Origin of the sequence: Bradyrhizobium sp. ISRA430 (assembly GCF_029909975.1) — a bacterium.
Classification (GTDB): domain Bacteria; phylum Pseudomonadota; class Alphaproteobacteria; order Rhizobiales; family Xanthobacteraceae; genus Bradyrhizobium.
Genome location: NZ_CP094516.1, coordinates 6,206,934 through 6,230,700, shown reverse-complemented (window position 1 = coordinate 6,230,700; position 23,767 = coordinate 6,206,934). Strand labels below are relative to the sequence as shown.

General features: G+C 65.1%; 23 protein-coding genes and 1 tRNA gene. 11 read left to right on the top strand and 13 right to left on the bottom strand.

The features are described 5' to 3' along the window. The first annotated feature begins 11 nt into the window (after nt 1–11). Entirely contained in the window at nt 12–1,097 is a 1,086-nt protein-coding gene (locus MTX21_RS29565) for an AbrB family transcriptional regulator (RefSeq protein WP_280968151.1), read from the top strand. Nucleotides 1,098–1,113: 16 nt separating this feature from the next. On the opposite strand, the gene MTX21_RS29560 is transcribed toward MTX21_RS29565, so the two are convergent. Beyond that, nucleotides 1,114–1,653 carry a disulfide bond formation protein B gene (locus MTX21_RS29560; RefSeq protein ID WP_280968150.1) on the bottom strand — a complete coding sequence of 180 codons (540 nt, stop codon included), beginning with the start codon at nt 1,651–1,653 and terminating at the stop codon, nt 1,114–1,116. 158 nt (nt 1,654–1,811) lie between these two features. On the opposite strand from MTX21_RS29560, the gene MTX21_RS29555 reads away from it, so the two are divergent. The 6 genes from MTX21_RS29555 (at nt 1,812) to MTX21_RS29530 (ending at nt 8,535) form a co-directional block, all read left to right on the top strand. Continuing rightward, nucleotides 1,812–1,896: transfer RNA gene (locus tag MTX21_RS29555), tRNA-Leu, on the top strand. 170 nt (nt 1,897–2,066) lie between these two features. Next, on the top strand, nt 2,067–2,369 hold the full coding sequence (locus MTX21_RS29550; protein WP_280968149.1) for a hypothetical protein: 303 nt from the start codon (nt 2,067–2,069) through the stop codon (nt 2,367–2,369). 201 nt (nt 2,370–2,570) lie between these two features. Continuing rightward, a complete protein-coding gene (locus MTX21_RS29545; protein ID WP_280968148.1) occupies nt 2,571–2,801 on the top strand; it encodes a hypothetical protein in 231 nt (76 codons plus the stop codon). A gap of 207 nt (nt 2,802–3,008) precedes the next feature. Then, entirely contained in the window at nt 3,009–5,774 is a 2,766-nt protein-coding gene (locus tag MTX21_RS29540; RefSeq protein ID WP_280968147.1) for a DUF2235 domain-containing protein, read from the top strand. 155 nt (nt 5,775–5,929) lie between these two features. Further along, the gene (locus tag MTX21_RS29535; protein ID WP_280968146.1) at nt 5,930–6,613 is read left to right on the top strand and encodes a response regulator transcription factor; all 684 of its coding nucleotides are present in this window, start codon (nt 5,930–5,932) and stop codon (nt 6,611–6,613) included. Next, nucleotides 6,610–8,535, top strand: a complete 1,926-nt coding sequence (locus tag MTX21_RS29530; protein WP_280968145.1) for an ATP-binding protein — start codon at nt 6,610–6,612, stop codon at nt 8,533–8,535. The genes MTX21_RS29535 and MTX21_RS29530 overlap by 4 nt, the downstream gene beginning before the upstream one ends. Nucleotides 8,536–8,716: 181 nt before the next feature. Here the strand turns inward: MTX21_RS29530 and MTX21_RS29525 are convergent, their stop codons facing one another. After that, entirely contained in the window at nt 8,717–9,007 is a 291-nt protein-coding gene (locus MTX21_RS29525) for a hypothetical protein (protein ID WP_280968144.1), read from the bottom strand. Between the two features lie 246 nt (nt 9,008–9,253). On the opposite strand from MTX21_RS29525, the gene MTX21_RS29520 reads away from it, so the two are divergent. Beyond that, nucleotides 9,254–9,478, top strand: a complete 225-nt coding sequence (locus MTX21_RS29520; RefSeq protein WP_280968143.1) for a hypothetical protein — start codon at nt 9,254–9,256, stop codon at nt 9,476–9,478. A 168-nt stretch (nt 9,479–9,646) separates the two neighbouring features. Here MTX21_RS29520 and MTX21_RS29515 read toward each other — a convergent pair whose 3' ends face one another. The 4 genes from MTX21_RS29515 to MTX21_RS29500 all read right to left on the bottom strand — a co-directional run bounded on the left by MTX21_RS29515 (nt 9,647) and on the right by MTX21_RS29500 (nt 12,716). Beyond that, nucleotides 9,647–10,342 (bottom strand): hypothetical protein, encoded by a 696-nt coding sequence (locus tag MTX21_RS29515; protein ID WP_280968142.1) that lies wholly within the window; start codon nt 10,340–10,342, stop codon nt 9,647–9,649. A gap of 89 nt (nt 10,343–10,431) precedes the next feature. Then, entirely contained in the window at nt 10,432–11,127 is a 696-nt protein-coding gene (locus tag MTX21_RS29510) for a hypothetical protein (protein ID WP_280968141.1), read from the bottom strand. 132 nt (nt 11,128–11,259) lie between these two features. Next, nucleotides 11,260–11,508, bottom strand: a complete 249-nt coding sequence (locus MTX21_RS29505; protein WP_280968140.1) for a hypothetical protein — start codon at nt 11,506–11,508, stop codon at nt 11,260–11,262. 230 nt (nt 11,509–11,738) lie between these two features. Continuing rightward, nucleotides 11,739–12,716: a nitronate monooxygenase gene (locus MTX21_RS29500; RefSeq protein WP_280968139.1), complete on the bottom strand. Its 978-nt coding sequence runs from the start codon at nt 12,714–12,716 to the stop codon at nt 11,739–11,741. A 107-nt stretch (nt 12,717–12,823) separates the two neighbouring features. On the opposite strand from MTX21_RS29500, the gene MTX21_RS29495 reads away from it, so the two are divergent. Further along, nucleotides 12,824–14,386 (top strand): AMP-binding protein, encoded by a 1,563-nt coding sequence (locus tag MTX21_RS29495; RefSeq protein WP_280968138.1) that lies wholly within the window; start codon nt 12,824–12,826, stop codon nt 14,384–14,386. Between the two features lie 439 nt (nt 14,387–14,825). On the opposite strand, the gene MTX21_RS29490 is transcribed toward MTX21_RS29495, so the two are convergent. The 7 genes from MTX21_RS29490 to MTX21_RS29460 all read right to left on the bottom strand — a co-directional run bounded on the left by MTX21_RS29490 (nt 14,826) and on the right by MTX21_RS29460 (nt 20,520). Continuing rightward, the gene (locus MTX21_RS29490; RefSeq protein ID WP_280968137.1) at nt 14,826–15,599 is read right to left on the bottom strand and encodes a thioesterase family protein; all 774 of its coding nucleotides are present in this window, start codon (nt 15,597–15,599) and stop codon (nt 14,826–14,828) included. 173 nt (nt 15,600–15,772) lie between these two features. Beyond that, the gene (locus MTX21_RS29485) at nt 15,773–16,741 is read right to left on the bottom strand and encodes a nitronate monooxygenase family protein (protein ID WP_280968136.1); all 969 of its coding nucleotides are present in this window, start codon (nt 16,739–16,741) and stop codon (nt 15,773–15,775) included. Nucleotides 16,742–16,959: 218 nt separating this feature from the next. Next, complete coding sequence (locus MTX21_RS29480; protein WP_280968135.1) at nt 16,960–18,360, bottom strand: aspartate ammonia-lyase; 1,401 nt, start codon at nt 18,358–18,360, stop codon at nt 16,960–16,962. A gap of 36 nt (nt 18,361–18,396) precedes the next feature. Continuing rightward, complete coding sequence (locus tag MTX21_RS29475; RefSeq protein WP_280968134.1) at nt 18,397–18,930, bottom strand: hypothetical protein; 534 nt, start codon at nt 18,928–18,930, stop codon at nt 18,397–18,399. A gap of 50 nt (nt 18,931–18,980) precedes the next feature. Continuing rightward, nucleotides 18,981–19,583 carry a YqaA family protein gene (locus MTX21_RS29470; RefSeq protein WP_280968133.1) on the bottom strand — a complete coding sequence of 201 codons (603 nt, stop codon included), beginning with the start codon at nt 19,581–19,583 and terminating at the stop codon, nt 18,981–18,983. Nucleotides 19,584–19,628: 45 nt separating this feature from the next. After that, nucleotides 19,629–20,033 carry a phosphoribosyl-ATP diphosphatase gene (hisE, locus tag MTX21_RS29465; protein WP_280968132.1) on the bottom strand — a complete coding sequence of 135 codons (405 nt, stop codon included), beginning with the start codon at nt 20,031–20,033 and terminating at the stop codon, nt 19,629–19,631. Nucleotides 20,034–20,151: 118 nt separating this feature from the next. Then, nucleotides 20,152–20,520 carry a hypothetical protein gene (locus MTX21_RS29460; protein ID WP_280968131.1) on the bottom strand — a complete coding sequence of 123 codons (369 nt, stop codon included), beginning with the start codon at nt 20,518–20,520 and terminating at the stop codon, nt 20,152–20,154. Nucleotides 20,521–20,746: 226 nt separating this feature from the next. On the opposite strand from MTX21_RS29460, the gene MTX21_RS29455 reads away from it, so the two are divergent. Continuing rightward, nucleotides 20,747–21,796 carry an ABC transporter substrate-binding protein gene (locus MTX21_RS29455; protein ID WP_280968130.1) on the top strand — a complete coding sequence of 350 codons (1,050 nt, stop codon included), beginning with the start codon at nt 20,747–20,749 and terminating at the stop codon, nt 21,794–21,796. 87 nt (nt 21,797–21,883) lie between these two features. Continuing rightward, a complete protein-coding gene (locus MTX21_RS29450; protein WP_280968129.1) occupies nt 21,884–23,680 on the top strand; it encodes a glucan ABC transporter ATP-binding protein/ permease in 1,797 nt (598 codons plus the stop codon). Nucleotides 23,681–23,767 lie beyond the last annotated feature (87 nt).

Genomic DNA, 23,767 nt, shown 5'->3' with positions numbered 1-23,767 from the left:
CATAAGGTGGCGTGAAGCAAATCACCGCCTCCCTGTCGTTCGAATGGCCGAGCCGCGCCAAGGTCTTGAGCGCGGTGGAGACGCTCGTCATCGGCTCTGCCGGCGGGCTGTTGTTTCTGGTCGCGGGCCTTCCCGGCGGGCTGATCTCGGGATCGATGATCGCGGTCGGGATCGCCGCGATCGCCGGCCGCCAGCTCGCGATGCCACCGCTCCTAACGCAGATCGTGCTGGTGCTGCTCGGCATTTCCTTGGGCTCCGTCGTCTCGCGCCACCTGATCCAGCAAGTCAGTGCCTATCCCCTGACCATCGGCCTGCTTGCGCTGGCAACCTTCTGCGCGACCTTCGGCTCGAGCTATTACCTCCAGCGTGTCCACGGCTGGGATCGCACCTCCGCATTCCTCGCCGGCAGCCCCGGCGCGCTGTCGCAGATCACGATCCTTGCGGTCGAGCGCGGCGCCGACTTGCCAGGCATCGCTGTGGTGCAGACCATGCGCGTCATCATCCTGACCGCCGCGCTGCCGCTGGTGCTGGCGCTGGCGGGCGTTGCGCCCTCCGCCGGGCCGTCGCTGACGACGACGATCGCCTCGCCGCTCGACCTCGTGAAGCTGGTCGCCGCTTCGCTGGCGCTGTCGCTGCTGTTGCGGCTGATCAAGTTTCCGGCGAGCTGGATGTTCGGCGCGATGATCGCCTCCAGCGTGCTGCATGGCGCGGGATGGGTCGAGGGCGGCCTGCCGAACTGGGTGCGCGGCGTGGCGCTGGTCGGCATCGGCGCGCTGATCGGCAGCCGTTTTGCGCGGATGAAAATCAGGACGTTGGCCGGCCACATCAACGCCGCGCTGGGTTCGTTCGCGGTCGCGATTGCGGTGTCCGGCGTCTTTGTCGGGATCGTGGCGCTCACCACGCAGGTGAAATTCTCCGACGTCGTCGTCGCCTTCGCGCCGGGCGCGATGGACGCCATGCTGGCGCTGGCCCTAACCCTGCACATCGACCCGATCTTCGTCGGCGCCCATCATTTGTCGCGCTTCGTGTTCGTGACGATCGCGACCCCCGGCATCGTGCACCTGTTCGGACGCACGCAGGACGATGTGGATGACTAGTGCGCTGCCGTAGGGTCTAGCGCTTCGCCGTCGCCACAAACCCCCACGCCGCGATCGCGGCCATCAGCAGCGAGATCAGCACGTTGTAGCCGGCGAGCGAGATGCCGAGGAAGCGCCACTGCACCTCGTCGCAGCGCACCACCTTCACGGTGTCGAGCCGAGAGAGCAGGTCGGTGGCGCTGCCGAGACTGACGACGGGGCCTGAGCAGTCGGTCGGTCCCTTCCAAAAGCCCCATTCGACGCCGGCGTGGTAGCCACCGAGCCCGGCATTGGCGAGCGTCGCCAGCGCGAGGATCGCAAGCCCGACGAGCAGCAGCGGCCGCGGCGCGCCGCGGCGTGCCGCGAACGCCGTGAGCGCTCCGAGCGGGATCGCCAGGTAATACGCGTAGCGCTGCTCGAGGCAGAGCGGACAAGGCAGGATTTCCAGCACGAGCTGGAAGAACCAGGCGCCTGCGATCGTCACCGCCGCGATCATGGTGACCAGAAGCGAGGCAGTCAGGGCGGGGCCGCTTGCGGCCCGGTTGAACGCTGGTAGTGCGGCACTATGGGTCGTCACGGCAGCCTCTATCGGATCGGTCGCGGCTTAAGCCTCTAACTCCGGCCCATGCCGCTGTCGAGAACGGCCGGGATCACTTTGGCGCGGGTTGACCCCGCCTTTCCCATGGCTATAGTCCGCCGGCTTCGCGACGCCCTCGCCAGAGGGGCCGACCGAGGGCCCCTGTGGCGGAACTGGTAGACGCGCTCGACTCAAAATCGAGTTCCGCAAGGAGTGCTGGTTCGATTCCGGCCAGGGGCACCACGCTTCGCCCTTTCGGGCTTCGCGTGGCGCAGCCATGTCAGACCGAAAGGCGAGGCGTGTCCGGCGAAGCCTCTTGGTGAAGACGGACTGGCGCCGCATCTCCCCTCCTAGCAATTGTCACATCTCCACTATATAAGCCCTTAGCTTCTTCGCTCACCGAAGAGGCTCACATGAATGACCTGCACACGTGGCTCTCAGAGCAGCACCACGGTCTGCGAACTTGCCGGACATTCCAGCAGAAACTCGAGACGCTCGGTCGCGACGACCCCGAGCAGCGCGGCCTGTGCCGTCTCCTGAGCAGCCTCGTCGGCAGCTATGTCGAAGCCTTTGACGAGGCCCCGGTACCGGTCGCAGTCGCTGATGACGCCTATCATCGCCTGTTGACGCTCCTCGCCAGCATCGATCCCAAGGGCGACGCAAGCTGGCGACTCGCCGACATCAACCGCGTGGCCGAGAGCGAACTCTGGCAGTGACGAGGCCACTGCGGACGCGTGGCAACGCCATAGCGCGTTGAAGACGCGCGTAAACGCGCTTAGGGCGTTGCTGCGCAGCGCCGGGACCCAGATGGGCAACGCATTCAGCGCGGAGAGACGGGTCCTCCTAACGAGTTCGACCTCCCCAGACTTCATGCTTATATCCTGCGGCAACGCGTGTTGGTGCAGCGAGTAGCTCTGATGGCCAGGAGACGCACGACGGAGCCGGATGACCTCCCCCGCTTTTTCGTCTGGGTCCGGGGGCTCGAAGGCCCCGAGCCGCAGAAATGGATGGCAATGGATTTTGGCGTCGACGACTGGAAGCGGTCGCAGGTGCTGTCCTATCTCGAGCTGCCGGAGGACGAGCGGCATCTGCCGCTGTCGGTGCTGGCGCGGCGGTACCCACCACCGCGAGACGAGCTGAATGGATGATCCGGCGCGGTCGCGCAGTCCGCTCACGCGATCGCTGCGGCCTCGTCCGGCGGCGCCTGCCGCCACGGCAATCCGGCTTGCTACCTCAGCGGGTTTATGCACAGAATGCAGCTCTATTTTCATGACGCAACCATTGATTGACGCTGGCGGATGCCGCCCGGCTGGGGCTTGAGCGGGCACCCCGGTCAAGATTGTCGGAGGGGGTCCATGCTGCACGATCATGGGGCGCAGAACGCCGATCCTGCCAGTGCGGGCGGCGCCACGAAGGCAGAGGATCCCGCGACCACCACGCCGCCGAAACGCAAGCTGGTGCTGTTCGCCGACGGCACGGGCAACGCGTTCACCACCCAGGAATCCAGCGTGTGGCGCCTCTACGAGGCGCTCGATCACACTCAGCCCGACCAGATCTCGTACTACATCAAGGGCGTGGGCACCGCAGGCTGGGCGCCGCTTGCCGCGCTCGACGGCGCCACCGGCATTGGCGTGCCGGCCAACGTCCGCAAGCTCTATCGATTCCTGTGCTGGAATTGGCGGGAGGGCGACGAGATCTACATCTTCGGCTTCAGCCGTGGTGCCTTCACGGCGCGCACACTGGCGGCGATGATCGCGAGCCAGGGGCTGGTGCCGGCACAGATCAAGGGCGAGCCGGTCTCGCATGCAGAGATGAACCGCAATGCCATGGCGGCGTGGCGGAAGTACCGTAGAACGACCGTGCCGTTCTACAAGAGCCTGCCGACGATCTGGATTGCGCGAATAATCCGGGACGTCCTGCTCTTTCTCTATCACGGTCTGCTGCTGCATCGTCCCTATTGCAAGGTCCGCAAGGCGATGGGACGTCGCGCGAACGTCAAGATCGAATTCCTCGGGCTGTTCGACACGGTCGAGGCGTTTGGCGTTCCGATCGAGGAGCTGCGCGTCGCGATCGACTGGGCGATCTGGCCAATCTCCTTCCGCAATCACCGGCTTTCGGACAAGGTGAAATACGCCTGCCACGCGCTCGCGCTCGATGACGAGCGCACCACCTTCCACCCGCTGCGAATCGACCAGAGCAAGCTGGCGGCGAAGCAGGTCGTCAAGGAAGTGTGGTTCGCGGGCGTTCATTCCGACGTCGGCGGCGGCTATCCGGAATGCACGCTGTCCTTCGTGCCGCTGGTGTGGATGGTCCAGCAGCTCGGCAGCAAGCTCCGCTTCCAGGACGGCACGATCGAGCATTTTTGCGCATATCAATCGGCAATCGGGCCGGCGCACGATTCGCGCAGCGGCGCGGCGGTGCTTTACCGCTACGGTCCGCGCCCGATCCTTGAAGGCAAAGCGAACGGCGGCACGCCGGTGGTGCACTTCGCGGTGGTCGAGCGCATGCTGTTCGGGTGCGACGACTATGCACCGATTATGCTCCCTGCGAACGCCCGGGTGCTGATGCCAGACGGAAGTATCAGGGACCTCGCCAATGGCGGCACGCACAAGGCAATGCAGGACGCCTATCTGGAGAAGGCCAGGGGGCCGTTGAGCAAGGAAGAGGCCAGCGCCTTCGCCACGATGAACGCGCCCGACGCCAAGATGGCCAATCTTGCGCGCGGCGCCGTGTGGTGGCGACGCGTGGCCTATTTCTCGCTCCTGATCATGGCCGGTGTGATCGTCGCCTGGCCGTGGATCGCCCACAAGATCGTCGAGACATCCGAGGACAACGGCCTGCGCGATACTCCAGTGCTGCGGATCATTACCGACATAGACTGGGGCCTGGGCGCCGTGATCGGCCCGATTGCAAACCTGCTCAAGGACGTGTTGCCATCCTATGCCGGACCATGGCTCAACATCGCACTCTATTATCCTTTCCTGACCTCGCTCGTTGTGCTCGCCACGTGGGGGGTCTGGAACCTGAACTCTGTGCTGCGCGACGGCATCCAGGAGCGCGCGCGGCTGGCCTGGTACCGGCCGGATCGCAAAGCAAGCCTGAAGCACCTCAGCAGGGTGAACGTGCTGTTCAGATTTGGCGGCTTTATGCAGAGGAAGGCGTGGTGGATCCGCCTCCTGTTCGCCAAAATCGTCTTTCCGTTCGCCTTCATCGTCGCGATCTACTCCTCGGCCCTCATGATCGCCTCGAACAGCTTTTTCACCTGGCGCGTCGCGACGGGGCAGGTTTGCGAGAGCCCCGAGACTAAGACGGAACGAGAGAAAAAAGCAGGGTTGAACGTAGCGACGAGTATCGCGCCGGCGAAGCCGGTGAGTGACACCGCGCTGCAGGCGAGCGAACTGTTCAAAGTCGAGCAATTCTGTTGGGCGAGCAGGCTCGCGGTCGAGAAGGGCCGCAAGTATCGCATTTGGATCGACATGGACGAACCCTGGTTCGACCGCACGATCATGACCGGCGTCAACGGATTCCAGACCTACGAAATACACCACTATCTCGCCTTGCCAATCCGGCGGTTGTTCGGCGCAGACTGGTTCCAGCCGGTGGTGCGCGTCGGAGAGAAGGGATTGAACGATCAACCCTTGCAAGCCGTGAACGTAGTCTCCGCCGACGAGCTGCCACGTCGCATGAATCCTACTCTCCCTGCGGAAAGGGACATGGACAAGTCGAAGAACAGATATCCCGTCCGCCTCGAAGACGCGACGGGACTGCCGGATCCTGCCGACACGGAGAAGCTGAAGAAGCTGAAGGACGAGATCGCGAAGATGGGCACGTTCGATGCTCTGGCGCAAGACGATACGGCACGGAAAATCTGGGACGCGCAGCACCTCACCGATCGGGTGGTCGCGGAATTCGTGGCGCCGGACTCCGGCGAGCTGTTCTTCTACGTCAATGACGCCGTGCAGATCTTCCCGGGTTTCCTGAGATGGCTGGTCCCAGCAAAATTCGCGGCCTATTTCGGGCCCGACGAGCAATACTACAAGAACAATAGCGGCACGGCGCGGATCACCGTGCAGCGGCTGCCGCCGCCGGAGCAGCCGGCGCCAGCGCTGGCGAACAAGTAACGTCTGAACCCACGCGCCCGATGCGATTGGTCCCCCGCCTGTTGAGCACGACGCCGCGAGGTTTTTTCCGCCCCCATGATTATGGGTGTCGCGCGGTCCGCGCCGAGGCTAAAATTGCTCGGCCCGCGGGGGACACGCGGTGCGGGACGATGATCATGACCGAACAGGGCGAGACGGGTGAGGCCATCACCATCCTCCTCGTCGAGGACGACGCGCCGACCTGCTGGCGGCTCCAGGACGCGTTGGTCAAGGCCGGCTACGAGGTGCGCACCGCCGGCACGCTGGGCGAAGCCCGCAGCGCACTCGGCGAGGGCGCACCGCGCGTGCTGCTGACCGACTTGCGGTTGCCCGACGGCCACGGCGTCGAGCTGATCCGCGAGACGCGGCAGCGGTTTCCAGACACCGAGATCATGGTGATCTCCGCCCTCGGAGACGAGGAGAGCGTGATCTCGGCGATCACCGTCGGCGCCACCGGCTATCTCCTGAAGGATGCGTTCCCGACCGACATTGCCACCACCGTGCGCGAGCTCGTCGCCGGACATTCGCCGATCTCGGCCTCGATCGCGCGCTTCATCGTGCGCAGAACGCAAGGTACCGCGCAGGGCTCTGCCGAGCCGCCGCCGGGTCCCGCGCTCAACACCGCAAAGCTCACCCCGCGCGAGATCGACATCCTCTGGGGGATCGCCAAGGGCTTCAGTTACGCCGAGATCGCGAGCCATCTCGGCCTGTCGCGGCAGACCGTGCCCGGCCACATCAAGAACATCTATCGCAAGCTCGAGGTGCACACGCGTAGCGAAGCGGTGTTCGAGGCGGTGCAGCAGGGCCTGATCAAGCTGTGAGCGAGGTTGCAGCGAAGGCAGTGGTCACGCGCACGCGGCTGCGGCTTCGGGCCTCGCGCCTCGTGCCTTACCTGCTGCTCCAGGCGCTGATCGTGATCGCCACCATCCTCGGCTTGCGGCTGCTCCAGCCGAGCGATCCCGACGATTTTGCCGTGAGCGAGTTTTCGCTGCAGGAGGACGGCACGACACGCCCGGTGACGCTGCCGCATTTCACCGCCTCGCGCTATTCGCTTGCCGACCCGCCGCTCTACAACGGCACCTTCACCTTCCGAAACGGCGATGCCGCATCGGGATGGTCGGTGTTCCTGCCGCGCTTCAGCAATGCGGTGGAAGTCGCCATCAACGGTGTCGTCGTACTCGACTCCCGGCGCGACGCTAACGCCAACCGGCCCGACCGCAACACGCCGCAGATTGCGGTCATCCCGTTCTCGCTGCTGCACGACGGAGCCAACCAGATCGCCGTGCGGTTGTTCATATGGGGGCCGCTGAAGGGCTTTCTCGACACCGTCTATGTCGGGCCGGACGAGGCCTTGCGGCCGGCCTTTGAGACGCGAACTCTGCTGTTCGTCACGCTGCAGGTGGTGTTCTCCGCCTGGCAATCGATCCTCGCCCTCATTCTCGCGATCATGTGGCTGATGCGCCGGCGCGAACCGGTCTATGGCGTGCTGGCGGCCGCGATGGTGCTCGGCGTGGTGCAGACGTTCCTGCCAGCGCCCGTGCCTCCGGCCACCTCGTTCCGGCTCGCGCCAGTGCTGCTGGCATCGGCGCCGCTCGAGAGTGCCCTGATCGTCGTTTTCGGCGTGCTGTTCTTCGGCTGGCGCTGGCCGCGTCACGGCACGCTCCTGTTCGCGCCGGGGCTGATCGTGTTCGTTGTCGGGCTGACTGCGGGGCCGCCGCTGCCGCGCATTCTCTTCCTGTTCTTGGGTATTCCGACGGTGGGCATCTGTCTGTTCCTAATGGCCTGCGTGACGGCGACCGCAGTGATCCGGCGGCAGGACGCGGCGAGCTTCACGATTGGCTGCGCAGTGACCATCGTGCTGACTTGCTGGGTCCACGACATGCTGTCGGTGTTCGACATCGTGTCCAACGAGCGCATCTTCGTCTCGCGCCTGTCCTATTCGGCGATGCTGGTCGCGATCGGCGCAGGGCTGACCTGGCGCTTCGCCCGCGCGCTGAACCAGGTCGACAATTTTGCCGGCCAGCTCGTCGCGAGGGTGCGCGAGGCCGAGGAGCGGCTCAAGGCGAGCTTCGCCCGCGAGGAAGAGCGGGCGCGGGCCGCAGCGCTCGCCAACGAGCGCACGCGCCTGATGCGCGATCTGCATGATGGCCTCGGCGGCCAGCTCGTCAGCATCGTCGCGCTGTCCGAGCGCGGTCATGAAGGCGCGACCATCACGGATGCGGCACGCGCCGCGCTGAAGGATCTTCGCCTCGTCATCGATTCCATGGACGACATCGGCGGCGACCTCATGCTCGCGCTCGGCTCCTGGCGCGAGCGTGCGGCGACACAATTGCGGCCGCACGAGCTCGTGCTCGACTGGCACGTGGCAACACCGCAGGGCCTGCCGCTGCATCCGGAGCTGCGGCCATGGCACGTCATCCAGATCGTTCGGATTCTGGACGAGGCCGTCACCAACGCGGTCAAGCATGCAGGCGCCCGTCACATCGCCGTCACCATCGAGACGCTCGATGATGGCCGGGGGCCATACGGAGTGATCAGCGTCGGGGATGACGGCAAGGGCTTTGCGCTGGCCGACAATGGCGAGGCGGCGGGCGCACGCCAGACGGCGCGGGGCCTGCGCAACATGAAGAGCCGCGCCGCCCGCTGCGGCGCTGTGCTCGATTTGAACTCTGATTCCTCGGGCACCCGCGTTCGGCTGCAATTGCCGCAGCGTTTTCCCGACAGCGACGCAGCCGCGGGCTGAAAAGGCCCCCTCTCCGAACGTGTGGGACGCACGGAGAGAGGGATCGGACCGGGATTTCTGCCTGCGGAGGACGGGGGTTGCGTTCGCAAGTCGTCCCATTGCCCGAAACGTTCGTCCTCTCCCCGCATCTGCAGTCGCTAAAGCGTCGGCGGACAAGAATGGGGCAGGGTGACGAAAGAGCTCAGCGCACACCGACGCGGTTGACGGGACCGCCGCGGTTCATCGGCGTGCCAGCCCGCACACCGACGCCGGGCGCACCCACGCCGGGCGTCGCCACCGCCGCCGCGGCAACCGGCGCAGCCGGTGCAACCACCACGGCCGCGGTCGGCCGCACCACGCAACCCTTGGGCACACCGACGGTCTTGCAATAGACCACTGCCTGCGCGGGGCTCGTGCCCAGCGACACCATCGCCGCACCCGCCAGCGCCATGATGGTCAAGCCGGCGCTCAACGCTCCTGCCTTCTTCAACATCTTGCTCTCCTGCTTCCCGTTCGGCGTCCCGATGCGATTACCGGGTCTCGCAGCCGACGTGCGGCCTCAATGGCAAAAGACGGCGCGCCGATACATGCCATGAAGATGGGGTGCGGCGGTCGTTGCGGCGCAAGGCCGGCACCCCCGATGCCATGAACATGGCATGGACCGGCCATCGGCCGGGGCGCAAAGGTCGCGCCGCTTGATCTCAAACCGGACTACGACAATTCGAGAAAGAGGTGCTTTATGAAGACTTCGATTCTTGCCGCGCTGCTGCTCGCCGCGACCGCCCTTCCCGCGTCGGCGCAATCCGGTCCCACGCCGCAGGAGCAGATGGCCTGTCGTGGCGACGCCAGCAAATTCTGCGCCGAACATATCGGCAAGCCGCCGCAGATGAACGCCTGCCTGCGCGACAACAAGGCAAAGCTCTCCGACGCTTGCCGCAAGGTGGTGGAATCGCACGGGGGTTGAGGTAACCGTCATTCCGGGGCGCGCCAACGGCGCGAGCCCGGAATCCCTCTCGCCACGTTACGAGCTAATGAATGAAATTCCAGGCCTGCGTGCTACGCACGCATCCCGGAATGACGAGGCGAGTTTGCGACGTAGGTCTCGCCATCGCCCACCAGTCGGCCTGTCGCCCTAATCATCATCATCCGGCCCGAACAGCCTGATCTGCGGGAAGCCGCCGCGGGGGCGCGCGGCGAAGTCGCGGGCGTCGGAATCTTCGCGGATGTTGCGCGCAACATCATCCCAGTCGGTGCGATCGCGCATGCCGCGTGAATCGCGGAATTCGTTGCGGCGGCGCTCGGCCCAGCGCTCGCGCCGTTCGGTGCGGCGCCGCTCGGAGGCCGCCCGTTTCACGTCGGAATCCTTCGCCCTCGCATTGGCGTTTTCGGGCGAGGATGCCGGCTCGGTCGATGCCTGCTGCTCAGCAGGTTTGACGCTGTGTACGGCTGTCCGCTTCGACTCTTCTGTTGCATTCCGCGGCGGTGGCGGCGGCGCCGGAGGTTCAGCTTTGGCCTGAGTGGTCTGCGCTTGCGGTTTCGCGTCAGCCTTTGCTTCGGATTTCGCTTCAGATTTGGCTTCGTCGTGCGGCTGCGCCGGCGCGGCGATCGTGGCGCCGAAAGCCTGCGAGCCGGCGAGATATTGGATGCGTTCGGATCGCGCGCTCTCCGCGCCCGCGGATTCGGCGCGCCACTCCGTGGCGGTGTCAGGGCCCTGCTTGGGCGCGATCGGATTCATGATGTTGCCGGCGACGATGCCGCCGCCGAGACCAATCGCGATCGCCGCAATGATTGTTCCGGCACCGACGAAATAGGCTGTCGAGGCGCGCATTGGTCCACTCCGTCTTTTGGAGCGGGCAACGCGTGGGGATTACCGGATGTTCCTGAAGGCAGAAGCGCGGTCCCGAGGGGGAACTCGCGTCAGATCTGCTGCGCGACCTTTTCCAGTCCGATGATGCGGGCGAGCTTGCGCACTTCCTCTTTCTGGTCGTCGCGCAACTGGAACAGCAACGGCATCGCGGCCGATTTCAACTGCGCGATCTCATCGCAATTCGGATCGATCGGCACGCCCGGCGCATTCGGATTCGACAGCTTGTTCGCCTGGATCTTGCGGGCGACGTTGCGCAGCGCGGTTTCGACCGACGGCCAGTAATATTCCTGCGAGGAGGACAGCTTCAGCCGATCCCTGATGCCGGCGATCTGCACGTCAGAGAGCAGCGAATAGGCTTTCTGCGGCTGCGGCTTTGCCACCTTCGGCTTGGCGGGAGCCTCGACGGCATGCGCCGGCGCATCAGGCGCGCTGGCCTTGGACATTTCCTTGGGCATCGCGAAGTCGGACGGCGTCGCCGCCGCGAAGGCCTGGCGAAGCGGCTCGGTCAGCGCAGGCATTTCAGTTTGAGTCTGCACCGGCTCGATCGCAGCCGAGGCGAGCGCCAGCGTCGGGATCAGGCGGTCGGCTTTGGCGGCGCGGTTGGCAGCGACCGGCTTCGGCGGCGGGGCCTGCGTGATCATCTCGGCGCTGACGCTGGGCACGCTGTCGCGGCCGAGAATGGCGGTGGCCGCGGCGCCGAGGACGAGGACGCAGGTCAGCGCGACGATGGTGATGGCTTTGGACAAACGTCTCTCCGCGTCCGGCTTTCAAGTCCACGTGATCACTGCCCGGAAACTGGGCGGTAAATAAGGCCTAACCGTGCCGTCACGGCGGAATTCGCTGGGACTGGGGCGACACTGGCCGGAACATTCAATGAATCAGGCAGCTATCGCGAGGTCATAGGCGTCCTGGATGTCGGCGACGATCTCGGAGGCCTCCCAGACGGCACGCGGCTCGACCGATTGCAGCGTTACCGTCCAATTGCCGCCCCGGCGGGTACGGGGGACGCTGAGGATATCGAAGCGCACGTTTCGGCACAGCGGATGACGGGCGAGCGCATGGGCCACGCGGATGCGGATTTCATCCATCGACGCCGACGTCTTGGTGTTGAGAAAATCGAAGTCCATCGCCTGTCCCTCTCGGTCCTGATTGGCGCCCTTGAGAGGATTCTTGGCGGGTGATGGTTAATCTGCCGTTAAGCGCGGCGAACCGCAGGAGTGCGGGATTAACCGTGCGGCTTCTTCTCCCTCTCCCCGCTCTTCGCGGAGCCGCGACGAGCTTCGCTCGCGCTGAGAAGGTCGGGGTGAGGGGCTGTCTCCACACAAACGGTGAAAGTTGGATTCGCGGAAGCTCCCCCTCACCCGCCGCGCTGCGCCCCGCCCGTTCCGCGATATTCCGCAATCGTACGCGCGACGAGATCGTCGACCCCCGGCACGTCGGTCACGCCGGATGTCGAATGTCCGCCGCTCCAGATGTCGCGCCAGCGCTTCGGGCGGCTTTCGCGCGCGGTGATGTCGATGTCCTTGCCGATGTCGATCGCGCCGCGCGCCGGAAGGTCGTCCGGATCGAGACCGGCAGCCACGATCGACGGCCTCAGCATGTTGGTTTGAAGTCCGGTGAACGCGGTGGTGAGCAAAATGTCGTCGGCGCTGCTTGTGACCAGCATCTGCTTGTAGCGGTCATCCGCCATGCTCTCGCGCGTGGCGATGAACTTCGTGCCCATATAGGCGAGATCGCAGCCGAGCACTTCGGCGGCATGGAGCGCACGGCCGTCGCTGATGCCGCCCGCGAGCACGATGATGCCGTCAAAGAACGCGCGCACCGCGCGAACGAAGGCGAACGGGTTGAGCCAGCCGGTCTGGCCGCCGGCGCCCGCGGTGAGCAGCACGAGCCCGTCGGCGCCGGCTTCAGCCGCGCGCTCGGCATGCCGGATCGAGGCGACATCCGCCAGCACCAGCGCGCCGGCATCATGCAGCGGCTTCAGCACCGGCGCGGGCGAACCGACCGAGGTGATGACGATCTCCGGCCTGCGTCGCAGCAGCGCGGCGAGATCTTCTTCCAGCCGCGTATTGGAGCGATGCACGATCAGGTTCGGGCAGAGCGGCGCCGGCTTGCGGCCGGTCTGATCCGCATGCAGCTCTAGCTGCGCTGCGATCTCGTCCAGCCATTGCTCGAGTTGTTCCGTGCTACGGCAATTCACGGTTGGAAAACTGCCGATCACGCCGTTGCGGCAGGCCGCGACCATGAGCTCGACGCCCGACACCAGAAACATCGGCGCCGCGATCAGCGGCAGGCTGAGACGATCGCGGAAGCGTTGCAGCCGGTCGGACGTCACCCATGCCTCCTTGCGCGGGCTCCGCCATTCCATCCCGCATTCGCTGTGCTAGCGTTGCGGCAACATTGGCACGCTCAGGAGCCGATGACAAAGCAACGAGGAAACATATGCCCGATCCGGTCCACGCAATGCCCCCGACTTGCGCGCAGACGCTACGCGCACTGTCGCGCTATCCTGGTCGCACCGCCTTCGCCTGGCCCGGCGGGTCGCTGACCTACCAGGGCGCGATCGATCTGATCGGCCGTATCCAGGGCGTCTTCATGCGGATCGGACTTCAGCCCGGCGCCCGTGTTGCCTTCCTGACTGCAAACCGCGCCGACACCTGGTGCGCCGGCGTGGCCGCGCAATTGTCGCGGCTTTGCATCACCTGGCTGCATCCGCTGGGATCGCTGAACGACCAGCTCTTCCAGCTCGAGGATTCCGAAGCCGAGATGCTGGTGGTCGATGCCGCCGCTTTCCGCGACCGCGGCGGCGAACTGGCCGCGAAGGCAACGCAGCTCAAAGCCGTCTTCACGATGGGCCCGGCGGATTACGGCGTCGATCTCCTGAAAGCTATTGAAGCGGCCGGCCATGCCAGCGCGCTCTGCCTTGCCGGTCCTGACGATCTCTCCACACTGAACTACACCGGCGGCACGACAGGCAAATCCAAGGGTGCGCTACGCTATCACCGCGAAAATGGCGGGGCCGCCGCCGCGATCCTTGCCGACTTCGAAATCCCGGACGGCGCACGCTATCTCACGGTCGCCCCGATCAGCCATGTCGCCGGCACAAAAGTGCTGCCGACTCTGATGCGTGGCGGCACCGTGCACATGCTCAAGGGCTTTGATCCCGAGGCCGTGCTGACCACGATCGCGCGCGAACGCATCAACTTCACCCTGTTCGTACCGACGATGATCTACGTGCTGCTCGATCATCCCGCGCTCGACAACACCGACCTCTCCTCGCTGGAGCTCGTGCTCTATGGCGCGTCCGCGATGTCACCAAGCCGCCTGGTCGAGGGCATCGAGCGGATCGGACCGGTGTTCTCGCAGCTCTACGGCCAGACCGAATGCTACCCGGTTTCGGTGCTGCGCAAAGCGGACCATGATCCGAAGACGCCGGAGCTGTTTTTGTCCTGCGGCTTCCCGATCGCGGCCTGCGAGGTCAGGATTCTCGACGACAACGACCAGGAAGTGAAGACCGGCGAAGCCGGCGAGATCTGCGTGCGCGCCCCGCACGTGATGGCGGAATACTGGAAGCGGCCGGACATCACTGCCGAGACCCTGAAGAGCGGCTGGCTGCACACCGGCGACATCGCGCGCAAGGACGAACGCGGCTACATGTTCATCCTCGATCGCAAGAAGGACATGATCGTCTCCGGCGGCTTCAACATCTTTCCGCGGGAAGTCGAGGACGTGCTGTCGCAACATGCGGACGTAGCGATGGTCGCGGTCGTCGGCATTCCCGACGAGAAATGGGGCGAAGCTGTCACCGCCGTCGTCGTGCCGCGCGAAGGAGCCCAGCCCAACCCGGATGAGCTGATCAACCTGGTGAAATCCCGAAAGGGCCCGGCGCATGCGCCGAAGCAGATCCAATTCGTCAAGCAGTTGCCGATGACCGGCGTCGGCAAGATCGACAAGAAGGTGCTGCGCGCGAGCTTCTGGAGCGGGCGAGACCGGATGGTGGGGTAATCGTTCAGATTGCAACGCCGGGTTCGGAGCACACGCGTCGCGCGAAAAGCTGGTGCGTAGCAGTATTTGCGTCCGGGATTTTACGGTGTTGTTGTGGCCGCCGCACAACAACGCGCCACGGAGTGAGCGAGCTCGATGCGCGCGCAATTGCAGGCGAATCAACGAATCAACTAGACCGCTAACGGGGCTGGGAAGCGGAGTATCAAATGAGAGTCGCTTCCTTGGAAAGTGCGTTGGCTGCGGTCACGTTGATCACGGCTATCATTGTTCTGCTGTGGGAGATCAAGATCGTCTACGGCAGTTGAAAGGCAGGACGCCGGCGTCGAACAAGAGACCTCCGGACAAGAAGAGGTTCGCGACCAGGGCATCCCTTCCGCGGCGGCGGAAGCCTGCCATTCAACTGGCTTCGGGAGCAACCGCGGTGCGCCCCCGGTCATGCTCATCGTTTCTCAATCACGAGACTCTGCACCGCGCGACCAAAATATCCTTGCCTGTCTGCGAGCCGCGACATCGCAAGCCCGGCGCCGTCCGCGCCGATCCAGGACTCTCCGTCGAGCAAAATCCATTCGCCGACCGGCTGTCGCGCAAAGCTGACGGTGAGATCCGCATTGATGTAGGTCCAGGCCCGGAAATCCAGCGTCGAGGCGGTGCCGTTGGAGAAATCGGCGGCGACCACGGCGCGCATCGCCTGCGAGATCGCTTCGCCTTCGATCAGCGGATGGTCGACGCGAAACCAGATCGCGCCGGCGCCGGCCTGGCCGAAGCGGCCGCGCGCGGCGCGCATCGAGACCGATCGCACGAACGGGCTGGTGGCGGCGTGACCATCCTCGGCGAGAGACTCTTCCGGCGACGGCAACGCGACCGGCAGCTCTTTGACGTCGTCGGGCAGCGTCAGCGCCTGCCGCTTGATCTTGAGCACGGTCGCGCCGACGACCTGCACGCCTTCGGCCAGCAGCTTGACTTCGCAGAGCTGGATCTTGCGTCCTTCACGCAAGACCTCGGTCGCAATGGTGAGCGGCGCCACCGGCACCGGCCGCATCAGGTCGATCGTGACGCGCGCGATGTCCATCGCGACCTGCGTCGGGATGCGTTCGGCCGCCCAGGTCACGAGCGAGGCCGGCGCCGAGCCGTGCTGCATCCGCCGGTCCCACGGGCCGGCGGCATCCGGGCTGGTGACGACGCTGTAGCCGTCGACACGGTAGATGGCGGTCATCGTTTCATTTCTCTGTTGTCGTGAGCAGTAGCCGGCCAAACAGCTCGTCGTCCTGGCGAAAGCCAGGACCCATTACCCAGAGTACGTCCTGTGATTATGGGTCCCGGATCTGCGCTCCGCTACGCTGCGCTTATCCGGGACGACGGATGAGAGATGCCGAACGACGGCTTTGATCACAGCGGCGGATCGATCGCCTCGTCATATTCCTTCTTGAAACGCGCGATCAGTTCGGCGGCGGGCACGACCTTTTCGATGCTGCCGATGCCCTGGCCCGAGCCCCAGATCTCCTTCCAGGCCTTCGGCTTGGCGCGCTCGCCGGAGGCGTCGGTGCCGAAGTTCATCTTGGAGGGATCGGAGGTCGGAAGGTTTTCCGGATCCATGCCGGCGGCGAGGATCGAGGGCTTGAGATAATTGCCGTGCACGCCGGTGAAGAGGTTGGAATAGACGATGTCGTCGGCCGTCGATCCTGCGATCATCTCCTTATAGCGCTCGACGGCATTGGCTTCCTGCGTGGCGATGAAGGCGGAGCCGATATAGGCGAAGTCGGCGCCGAGAATGCGCGCGGCACGGATCGCCTTGCCGTTGCCGATCGCGCCCGACAGCGCGATCGGACCGTCAAACCACTTGCGCGTTTCCGCGACGAAGGCGAGCGGCGAGATCGTGCCGGCATGGCCGCCGGCACCGGCCGCGACCAGGATCAGCCCATCGGCGCCCTTCTCGATCGCCTTGTGCGCGAATTTCTGGTTGATCACGTCGTGGAAGACGATGCCGCCCCAGCCATGCACGGCCTGATTGAGCTCCTCGCGCGCGCCCAGCGAGGAGATGATCATCGGCACCTTGTACTTGGCGCAGAGCTGCATGTCGTGATCGAGCCGGTTGTTCGACTTGTGCACGATCTGGTTGACTGCGAACGGCGCCGAGGGCTGCTCGGGATGGGCGCGGTCATAGGCCGCGAGCTCTTCGGTGATCCGCGCCAGCCACTCGTCGAGCAGTTCCGCCGGACGCGCGTTCAGCGCCGGAAACGAACCGACCACGCCCGCCTTGCACTGCGCGATCACGAGATCGGGCACCGAGATGATGAAGAGCGGCGAACCGATCACGGGGATCGACAGGCGCCCTTTGAACAAGGCAGGCATGGACATAGCGAAACGATCCTCTATTGCCGGACAAATCGAAGGCTTGACGGCCATACCAACAAGGCAATCTTTCCACTGTCAAGTATTGCGTTTTCACGCCGTCGGCGGACGCCATTACCGCAATTCCAAGGCGCGGAATTCGCGATGCGGGTTCGTTTCAATTCCCGCTTCGTCATTCCGGGGCACGCGGAGCGCGAACCCGGAATCCATCGCGCCATGAACGTTCACGCGATCAGATCGGGATTGATCAGCCGCTCGAACGAGAACATCTCGTCCCACTTGTCCTGCGTCAGCAGCTTGCGCTCGACCACCACGATCTGGTGCAGCGACTTGCCGCTCTTGTAGCCCTCGCGCGCGATCTCGGCGCACTGCTTGTAGCCGAGCAGCGGTTTTAGCACGGTGACGATGCCGAGCGAGTTGAGCACCATGTTGCGTGTGTGCTCCTCGTTTGCGGTGATGCCGAGCACACAGTTCTCGCGCAGGCTGTTGACCGCGCGCTCCATGGTGCGGATCGAGAAGAACAGCGCAAATGAGATCACCGGCTCCATCACGTTGAGCTGGAGCTGACCGGCGGAGGCGGCAAGCGTCACCGTGGTGTCGAGGCCGATGACGAGGAAGCTCGTCTGGTTGACGACCTCGGGGATCACCGGATTGACCTTGCCCGGCATGATCGATGAGCCCGGCTGGAGTTGCGGCAGGTTGATCTCGTTTAGGCCCGCGCGCGGGCCGGAGGCGAGCAGGCGGATGTCGTTGCAGATCTTGGTGAGCTTGCTCGCGGTGCGCTTGAGCACGCCGGACAATTGCACATAGGCGCCGGTGTCCGACGTCGCCTCGACGAGATCGCCCGCGAGCATGAAGTCGACGCCGGTCAGCACGCTCAAATGGCGCACGGCAAGCTTGGGATAGCCGGGTGCGGCGGTGACCGACGTGCCGATCGCGGTGGCGCCGAGATTGATCTCGCGCAGCAGCGCGCGCGCTTCCGAAATGCGGTCGACCTCCTCGCCGATCGTGGTGCCCCAGCCGCGGAATTCGGCCCCTAACGACATCGGCACGGCGTCCTGCAAATGCGTGCGCCCCATCTTGAGCACACGATCGAACTCGCGGCCCTTGGTGAAGAAGGCCTCCTGGAGCTGGCGCAACGCCGTCATATAGCTCTCGAGCCGCAGGATCAGCGCGAGGCGGAAGGCGGTCGGATAGGTGTCGTTGGTCGACTGGCCGTAGTTGACGTGGTCGTTGGGACTGACGTGCTGGTAGTCGCCCTTCGCAAAGCCGAGCGATTCCAGGGCCAGATTGGCGATCACCTCGTTGGCGTTCATGTTGGTGGAGGTGCCGGCGCCGCCCTGGATGAAATCGGTGACGAACTGGTCCATCATGTCGCCGGCGATGACGCGGTCGCAGCCGACGATGATCGCATCGGCGACCCTACCGTCGATCACGCCGAGATCACGGTTGGCCATGGCCGCGGCCTTCTTGACGTAGCCGAGCGCCTTCACGAAATAGGGCTCCTGGCTCATCGGAATGCCGGTGATGTGGAAGTTCTCCTTCCCCCGGATGGTCTGGACGCCGTAGTAGATGTCGTCGGCGATCTCACGCGGTCCGAGGAAGTCCTGCTCCGTCCGGCTCATGGGCGCTCCTTGTTGCTCACGCGCGGCGTCACGCCTTTAGTTCTGACACAGCGCGCTGGTCACGAAAGTATCGGTGCGGCAGTCGTCCGGTTTGCGCTGCCTGCCCGGAATCAGGACCTTGGCCGAGCACTTCTCGGCGGAATCGGCGTTCAGGCTCTTGCCTTCCCTGTAGCCCTTGCCCTGGCAAAGCTGGTCAGCGGCCTGCTTGCAATCGGGCGCGCCGTTCGCCGAAGCCGGGCAGGCAACGCGGCCCGACACGATGGTCGACGGCTTCGCCAGCCGCGACAGGCCGTCCATCGTGTCGCTCGAGCTTTTCAGCGGCAGGATCGAGGGCAGCCTGCCGAACAGCTTGCCCATTTCGTTGATCAACCCCGGATTCTCCTCGCCCGTCGGCGGCCCCGACGGAGCAGGCGTCGATTGCGGCGGCGCCTGGGGTCCCGCCTCCCGAAGGCCGAGCGACGGCGCGGGTGACTGGGCCCATCCGGGGCCGGCGGTGCCAGGCAGGAGCAGCAGCCCCGCAGTCACAATCATCCGGAGTCGAGCGACCGTGTCGCCGGATCGAACCATCATGGTGCAAGCGTAGCCGAAGCCGGCGCCGCAGCAAAGCGCCTCGCAAGGCGCTAGACCAGCTTGATCGCGATCACGAAGCCGAGCACCAGCACGGCGGCGCCGATCGCCACCCAAAGGCCGAGATGCCGCTCGATCCTGATGCGGATCCAGTCGCCATAGCGGTTGAGCAGCACGGCGGCGACGAAGAAGCGTCCGCCGCGCGCGACGATCGAACACAGGATGAACAGCCCGATATTGTAGCCGGCAAAGCCCGATGTGATCGTGACGAGCTTGTAGGGGATCGGCGTCAACCCCTTGAGCAGGATGATCACGGCGCCCCATTCGGCATAAGAAGCGCGAAAAGCGTCGACCTTGTCGCCGAGGCCATAGACCTGGATCAGCCAGTGTCCGACCGAGTCATAGAGCAGCGCGCCGATGGCGTAGCCTAGGATGCCCCCGAGCACCGAGGTGGCGGTGCACACTGCCGCATAGACCCAGGCGCGCTGCGGGCGCGCCAGCGACATCGGGATCAGCATCACATCCGGCGGCACCGGAAAGAATGAGCTCTCTGCAAAAGACACGGCGCCCATGATCCAGAGCGCGTAGGGCTTGTGGGCGGCGTCGATGCACCAGTCGTAGATACGTTTCAGCATGGCGCCGCGATGAAGCACCATGGGACGGATTTGTCCATGACAAGATTGGTCCGGTTTGTGCCGCTTCTAGTGGCGCTTGCGCGAGGCGCGGCCCTCGAGCGCGACGATTGGCCGCCGGGCGGCGACGCGCGGTGAGGCGACCTTGGGCAGCTTCATCGGCGACTTCGGCAGCTTTTCGGCGATGCCGAGCATGTCTTCGCGCCGGGCCATCTCGCGCCAGACGTCGTCGGGACGCACGCCGGCTGAAGCCCAGAGCACGGTGAGATTGTAGAGCAGATCGGCGCTTTCCCTGATCACAGCCTCGCTATCGCCGTGGACCGCGTCGATGACGACCTCGATGGCCTCCTCGGCCAGCTTCTTCGCCATCTTGGTTGGCCCGCGCTGAAACAGCCGGGCCGTGCGCGATGTTGCCGGATCAAGATCCCTGGCCGCGAGCACAGCCAGATATAGCCGCTCAAGCGAATCACTCATGTCTTCGAAACTACTCCAAACCAATGGCGAGCGCGTTAACGTCCGATGGCAAAACCTAAGAAACAGGCCGTCGCGGCAAGCGCGACGGCCTGTTGTGGTCAACCTTTGGTAGCCAAGGTTAGTAGCAGTTGGTGAAGTAGCCCTGGCCGCAGAGCTCGGCCGGCGCAGTGCCGCCGTAGCGCTGCGCCTGATAGTCCGGGCCCGGACCGTAATAGGGGCCGTAGTAGGCAGGGCCGCCATAATAGACGGGACCGCCGCCGTAATAGGCCGGACCGTAGTCATAAGCGTAGGCGTTGCGGGACGCGGCGATCGCAAGGCCGGTGCCGACGATGCCGGCAATGGCCGCGGCGGCAGCCGCTCCGCCGCCGCCATGCCAGTGGCGGCCGCCTGCGAACGACGCCGTCGGTGCGACGGTGGTCAGGGCCAGCACGGCCGCGGTGGCGAGAACGGCCTTGCGGCCGGCAAATCTGGAAACTTGGTCAAACATGTTTCGGGACCTCCAATGGTGCCTGCGGACAGGCTCATGCCTCTCAAACCCGCGCATCCCATGTTGGGTTCCCCAACCCCAACGCAAGCTGAACGGGGTTGCGTAATCGTGACGCAACCGCCGCTCATCAGCCGTTCATCTTCGATCCTGCACGATAGCCGTGAGCGGGCGCTGCACACATCGTCAAGCGTCACCAAACCATAATAAAGGCGGACCGGCGCCGCTTATGTTCGGATTCAGGACGATCGCCCTTCGCGGCCTGCTGTCACTTTTCATTGCGCTGACCGCGCTGACCGTGCGCGACGTCAGTGCCGCCGAGACCGTCGCGCCGTCGGTCGCGATCCGGTTCGCCTTCGATCGGCCGATTGAATCGAGCATGGCGCCGTTCTTCGTGGCGATGAAGGACGGCAGGTTCGCCGCCGAGCATCTCGCCGTCTCGCTCACCAGTGCGGCCGGATCGCCGGAGGCGCTTGCGCGCGTTGCCAAAGGCGACAGTGATCTCGCGCTCGTCGACATCAACGAATTGATCCGCTTCCGCGACAGCGCCGATGCGCCGCCGGTCAAGGCGGTGTTCGTGCTGTTCAACCGCGCGCCTTACGCGATCGTCGCGCGCAAGAGCCGCGGCATTCACCTTCTGTCCGATCTCGACGGCAAGACCGTCGGCGTTGCCGAGAGCGATCTGTCGATCCGCCTGTGGCCGGCGCTGGCGCAGCACAACGGCCTCACCGCTTCGCACGTGAAATTCCACAAAATGAGCGCAGCGGTGCGCGAACCGATCCTCTCGGCCGGGCAGGTCGATGCGGTGGCGGGCTTCCCCTATCTTTCAGCGGTGAACCTGCGCGACCGCGGCGTGCCGGGGGGCGATCTCGCCGTACTGCGCTACGCCGACTATGGCTGCGAGGCCTACGGCTTTGCCGTGGTGGTCAACCCCGCCTTCGCAGCAGTGAAGCCCGACGCAGTGAAAGGCTTCGTGCGCGCGCTGGTCAGCGGCATCAACGCCACCGTCAAGGAGCCGGAGCGCGCCGTGGAGGAGGTCGTGAGCCGCATGGACAACGGCGAACGCGACCTCGAGCTCGAGCGCCTGCGCACCGTGCTCGCCGACAACGTTCTGACCGACGAGGTCCGCCGCAATGGCCTCGGCGACGTCGATCCCGCGCGCCTCGAGCGCTCGATCGACCAGATCGCGCAGGATTTCAAATTCCGCAAGCGGCCGACGGCCGGCGATATCTTCGATGCGCAGTTCCTGCCGCCGGTCGAAGGGCGCCTGATCAATTGAGTAAAACTGGCAGCTACGGCTGTATCTCGCGGGTGATCCCTGTTTAGAATACGAACTCATCCTGGCTCGCCCGAGTTGGTCGCCCGCATGTCCATACTCCGCCTCTACACCCGCGTCCTTGAGCTGCTCGGCAAAGAGGCGCGGCTGGGCTGGCTGCTGGCGGTCGCCAATCTCCTGCTTGCAGGCGCACAGTTCGCCGAGCCCGTGCTGTTCGGCCGCATCGTCGACGTGCTCTCCGGCAAGACAGTCGCCGGCTCAACCTCGGCCTGGCCGTTTCTTTGGGCCTGGGTCGCGTTCGGGCTGTTTACCATCGCCTGCAGTGCGCTTGTTGCGCTGCACGCCGATCGCCTCGCCCATCGTCAGCGTCAGGCGGTGCTGACAAGCTATTTCGAGCACATCCTGCAACTGCCGCTGACCTTCCACTCCGGCACCCATTCAGGCCGGCTGATGAAAGTGATGCTGAACGGGACGGACGCGCTGTGGCGGCTGTGGCTCGGTTTCTTCCGCGAGCATTTTGCCGCAATCCTCTCCGTCGTGGTGCTGCTGCCATTGTCGCTCTATCTGAACTGGCGGCTCGCGATCCTCTTGTTCGTGCTCTGCATCGTCTTTACGGGCCTCACGACCTTCGTCGTGCGCAAGACCTACGGCATGCAGATGGCGGTCGAGGAGCACTACAGCGACCTCTCCGCGCGCGCCTCCGACGCGCTCGGCAATGTCGCGCTGGTGCAGAGCTTCGTGCGCGTCGAATCCGAGGTGCAGGGCTTGCGCTTCGTCGCAGATCAACTGCTCGCGGCGCAGATGCCGGTGCTGTCCTGGTGGGCGCTCGTCACCGTGATCACGCGCGCCTCCACCACCATCACCGTGCTCGCGATCTTTACGCTCGGCATCGCGCTGCACGACCGGGGACTGACCACGGTCGGCGAGATCGTGATGTTCGTGAGCTTCGCGACGCTGCTGATCCAGAAGCTCGAACAGGTCGTCAGCTTCATCAACAACGTATTCATGGAGGCGCCGCGCCTGCGCGAGTTCTTCAACGTGCTCGACGCCGTGCCCGCAGTCCACGACCGGCCCGACGCGATCGACGCCGGACGGCTGTCCGGCCTCGTCGAATTTCACGACGTCACCTTCTCCTATGACGGCAAGCGGCCGGCGGTCGAGGATCTCTCCTTCACCGCACTGCCCGGCCAGACCATCGCGCTGGTTGGCCCGACCGGCGCCGGCAAGTCCACCGCGATCGCACTGCTGCATCGCGCCTTCGACCCGCAATCCGGCTTCATCAAGATCGACGGCATGGACGTGCGGGGAATCACGCTGACGTCGCTGCGGCGGAACATCGGTGTGGTGTTCCAGGAGGCGTTGCTGTTCAACCGCTCGATCGCGGAGAATTTGCGCGTCGGCAAGCCCGATGCGACGGACGCCGAGATGCGGCTCGCCGCCGAGCGCGCGCAGGCACTCGCATTCATCGAGCGGAGCGGCGGCTTCGAGACCAATGCCGGTGAGCGCGGCCGCATGCTGTCCGGCGGCGAGCGGCAGCGGCTGTCGATCGCGCGCGCGCTGCTCAAGGACCCGCCGATCCTGATCCTGGACGAGGCAACCAGCGCGCTCGACGCGGTCACCGAGACCAAGGTGAACGCCGCTCTCGATGAAGTGATGAGGGGCCGCACCACCTTCGTGATCGCGCACCGCCTCTCCACCATCCGCAACGCCACGCGGATCCTGGTGTTCGAGAATGGCCGGGTGATCGAGAGCGGAACTTTCGATGAACTCGTGGCCAAAGGCGGCCATTTCGCCGAGCTCGCCAGGGCCCAGTTCATGGTGCAGGAGAGCGCACGGGCCAGCGTGACGGCGGCGGAGGCAGCGGCATCGGCGGCCACGTCCTCTTAAGGCCGTCGAAATTCAGCCTATTTGATCGCTGAATACCCCGCCAAGCCCCCTGTTCTCGACGCACGAGCCGGTATAGGTTTGCGATGC

What these genes read in the sequence shown, in the direction of transcription:
- hisE (WP_280968132.1), bottom strand. Translation starts at nt 20,033, where the DNA reads ATGAGTGATTCGCTTGAGCGGCTATATCTGGCTGTGCTCGCGGCCAGG.
- MTX21_RS29505 (WP_280968140.1), bottom strand. Translation starts at nt 11,508, where the DNA reads ATGGACTTCGATTTTCTCAACACCAAGACGTCGGCGTCGATGGATGAA.
- MTX21_RS29515 (WP_280968142.1), bottom strand. Translation starts at nt 10,342, where the DNA reads ATGCGCGCCTCGACAGCCTATTTCGTCGGTGCCGGAACAATCATTGCG.
- MTX21_RS29520 (WP_280968143.1), top strand. Translation starts at nt 9,254, where the DNA reads ATGAAGACTTCGATTCTTGCCGCGCTGCTGCTCGCCGCGACCGCCCTT.
- MTX21_RS29475 (WP_280968134.1), bottom strand. Translation starts at nt 18,930, where the DNA reads ATGATGGTTCGATCCGGCGACACGGTCGCTCGACTCCGGATGATTGTG.
- MTX21_RS29540 (WP_280968147.1), top strand. Translation starts at nt 3,009, where the DNA reads ATGCTGCACGATCATGGGGCGCAGAACGCCGATCCTGCCAGTGCGGGC.
- MTX21_RS29470 (WP_280968133.1), bottom strand. Translation starts at nt 19,583, where the DNA reads ATGGTGCTTCATCGCGGCGCCATGCTGAAACGTATCTACGACTGGTGC.
- MTX21_RS29485 (WP_280968136.1), bottom strand. Translation starts at nt 16,741, where the DNA reads ATGTCCATGCCTGCCTTGTTCAAAGGGCGCCTGTCGATCCCCGTGATC.
- MTX21_RS29545 (WP_280968148.1), top strand. Translation starts at nt 2,571, where the DNA reads ATGGCCAGGAGACGCACGACGGAGCCGGATGACCTCCCCCGCTTTTTC.
- MTX21_RS29550 (WP_280968149.1), top strand. Translation starts at nt 2,067, where the DNA reads ATGAATGACCTGCACACGTGGCTCTCAGAGCAGCACCACGGTCTGCGA.
- MTX21_RS29460 (WP_280968131.1), bottom strand. Translation starts at nt 20,520, where the DNA reads ATGTTTGACCAAGTTTCCAGATTTGCCGGCCGCAAGGCCGTTCTCGCC.
- MTX21_RS29535 (WP_280968146.1), top strand. Translation starts at nt 5,930, where the DNA reads ATGACCGAACAGGGCGAGACGGGTGAGGCCATCACCATCCTCCTCGTC.
- MTX21_RS29455 (WP_280968130.1), top strand. Translation starts at nt 20,747, where the DNA reads ATGTTCGGATTCAGGACGATCGCCCTTCGCGGCCTGCTGTCACTTTTC.
- MTX21_RS29490 (WP_280968137.1), bottom strand. Translation starts at nt 15,599, where the DNA reads ATGACCGCCATCTACCGTGTCGACGGCTACAGCGTCGTCACCAGCCCG.
- MTX21_RS29450 (WP_280968129.1), top strand. Translation starts at nt 21,884, where the DNA reads ATGTCCATACTCCGCCTCTACACCCGCGTCCTTGAGCTGCTCGGCAAA.
- MTX21_RS29495 (WP_280968138.1), top strand. Translation starts at nt 12,824, where the DNA reads ATGCCCGATCCGGTCCACGCAATGCCCCCGACTTGCGCGCAGACGCTA.
- MTX21_RS29525 (WP_280968144.1), bottom strand. Translation starts at nt 9,007, where the DNA reads ATGTTGAAGAAGGCAGGAGCGTTGAGCGCCGGCTTGACCATCATGGCG.
- MTX21_RS29480 (WP_280968135.1), bottom strand. Translation starts at nt 18,360, where the DNA reads ATGAGCCGGACGGAGCAGGACTTCCTCGGACCGCGTGAGATCGCCGAC.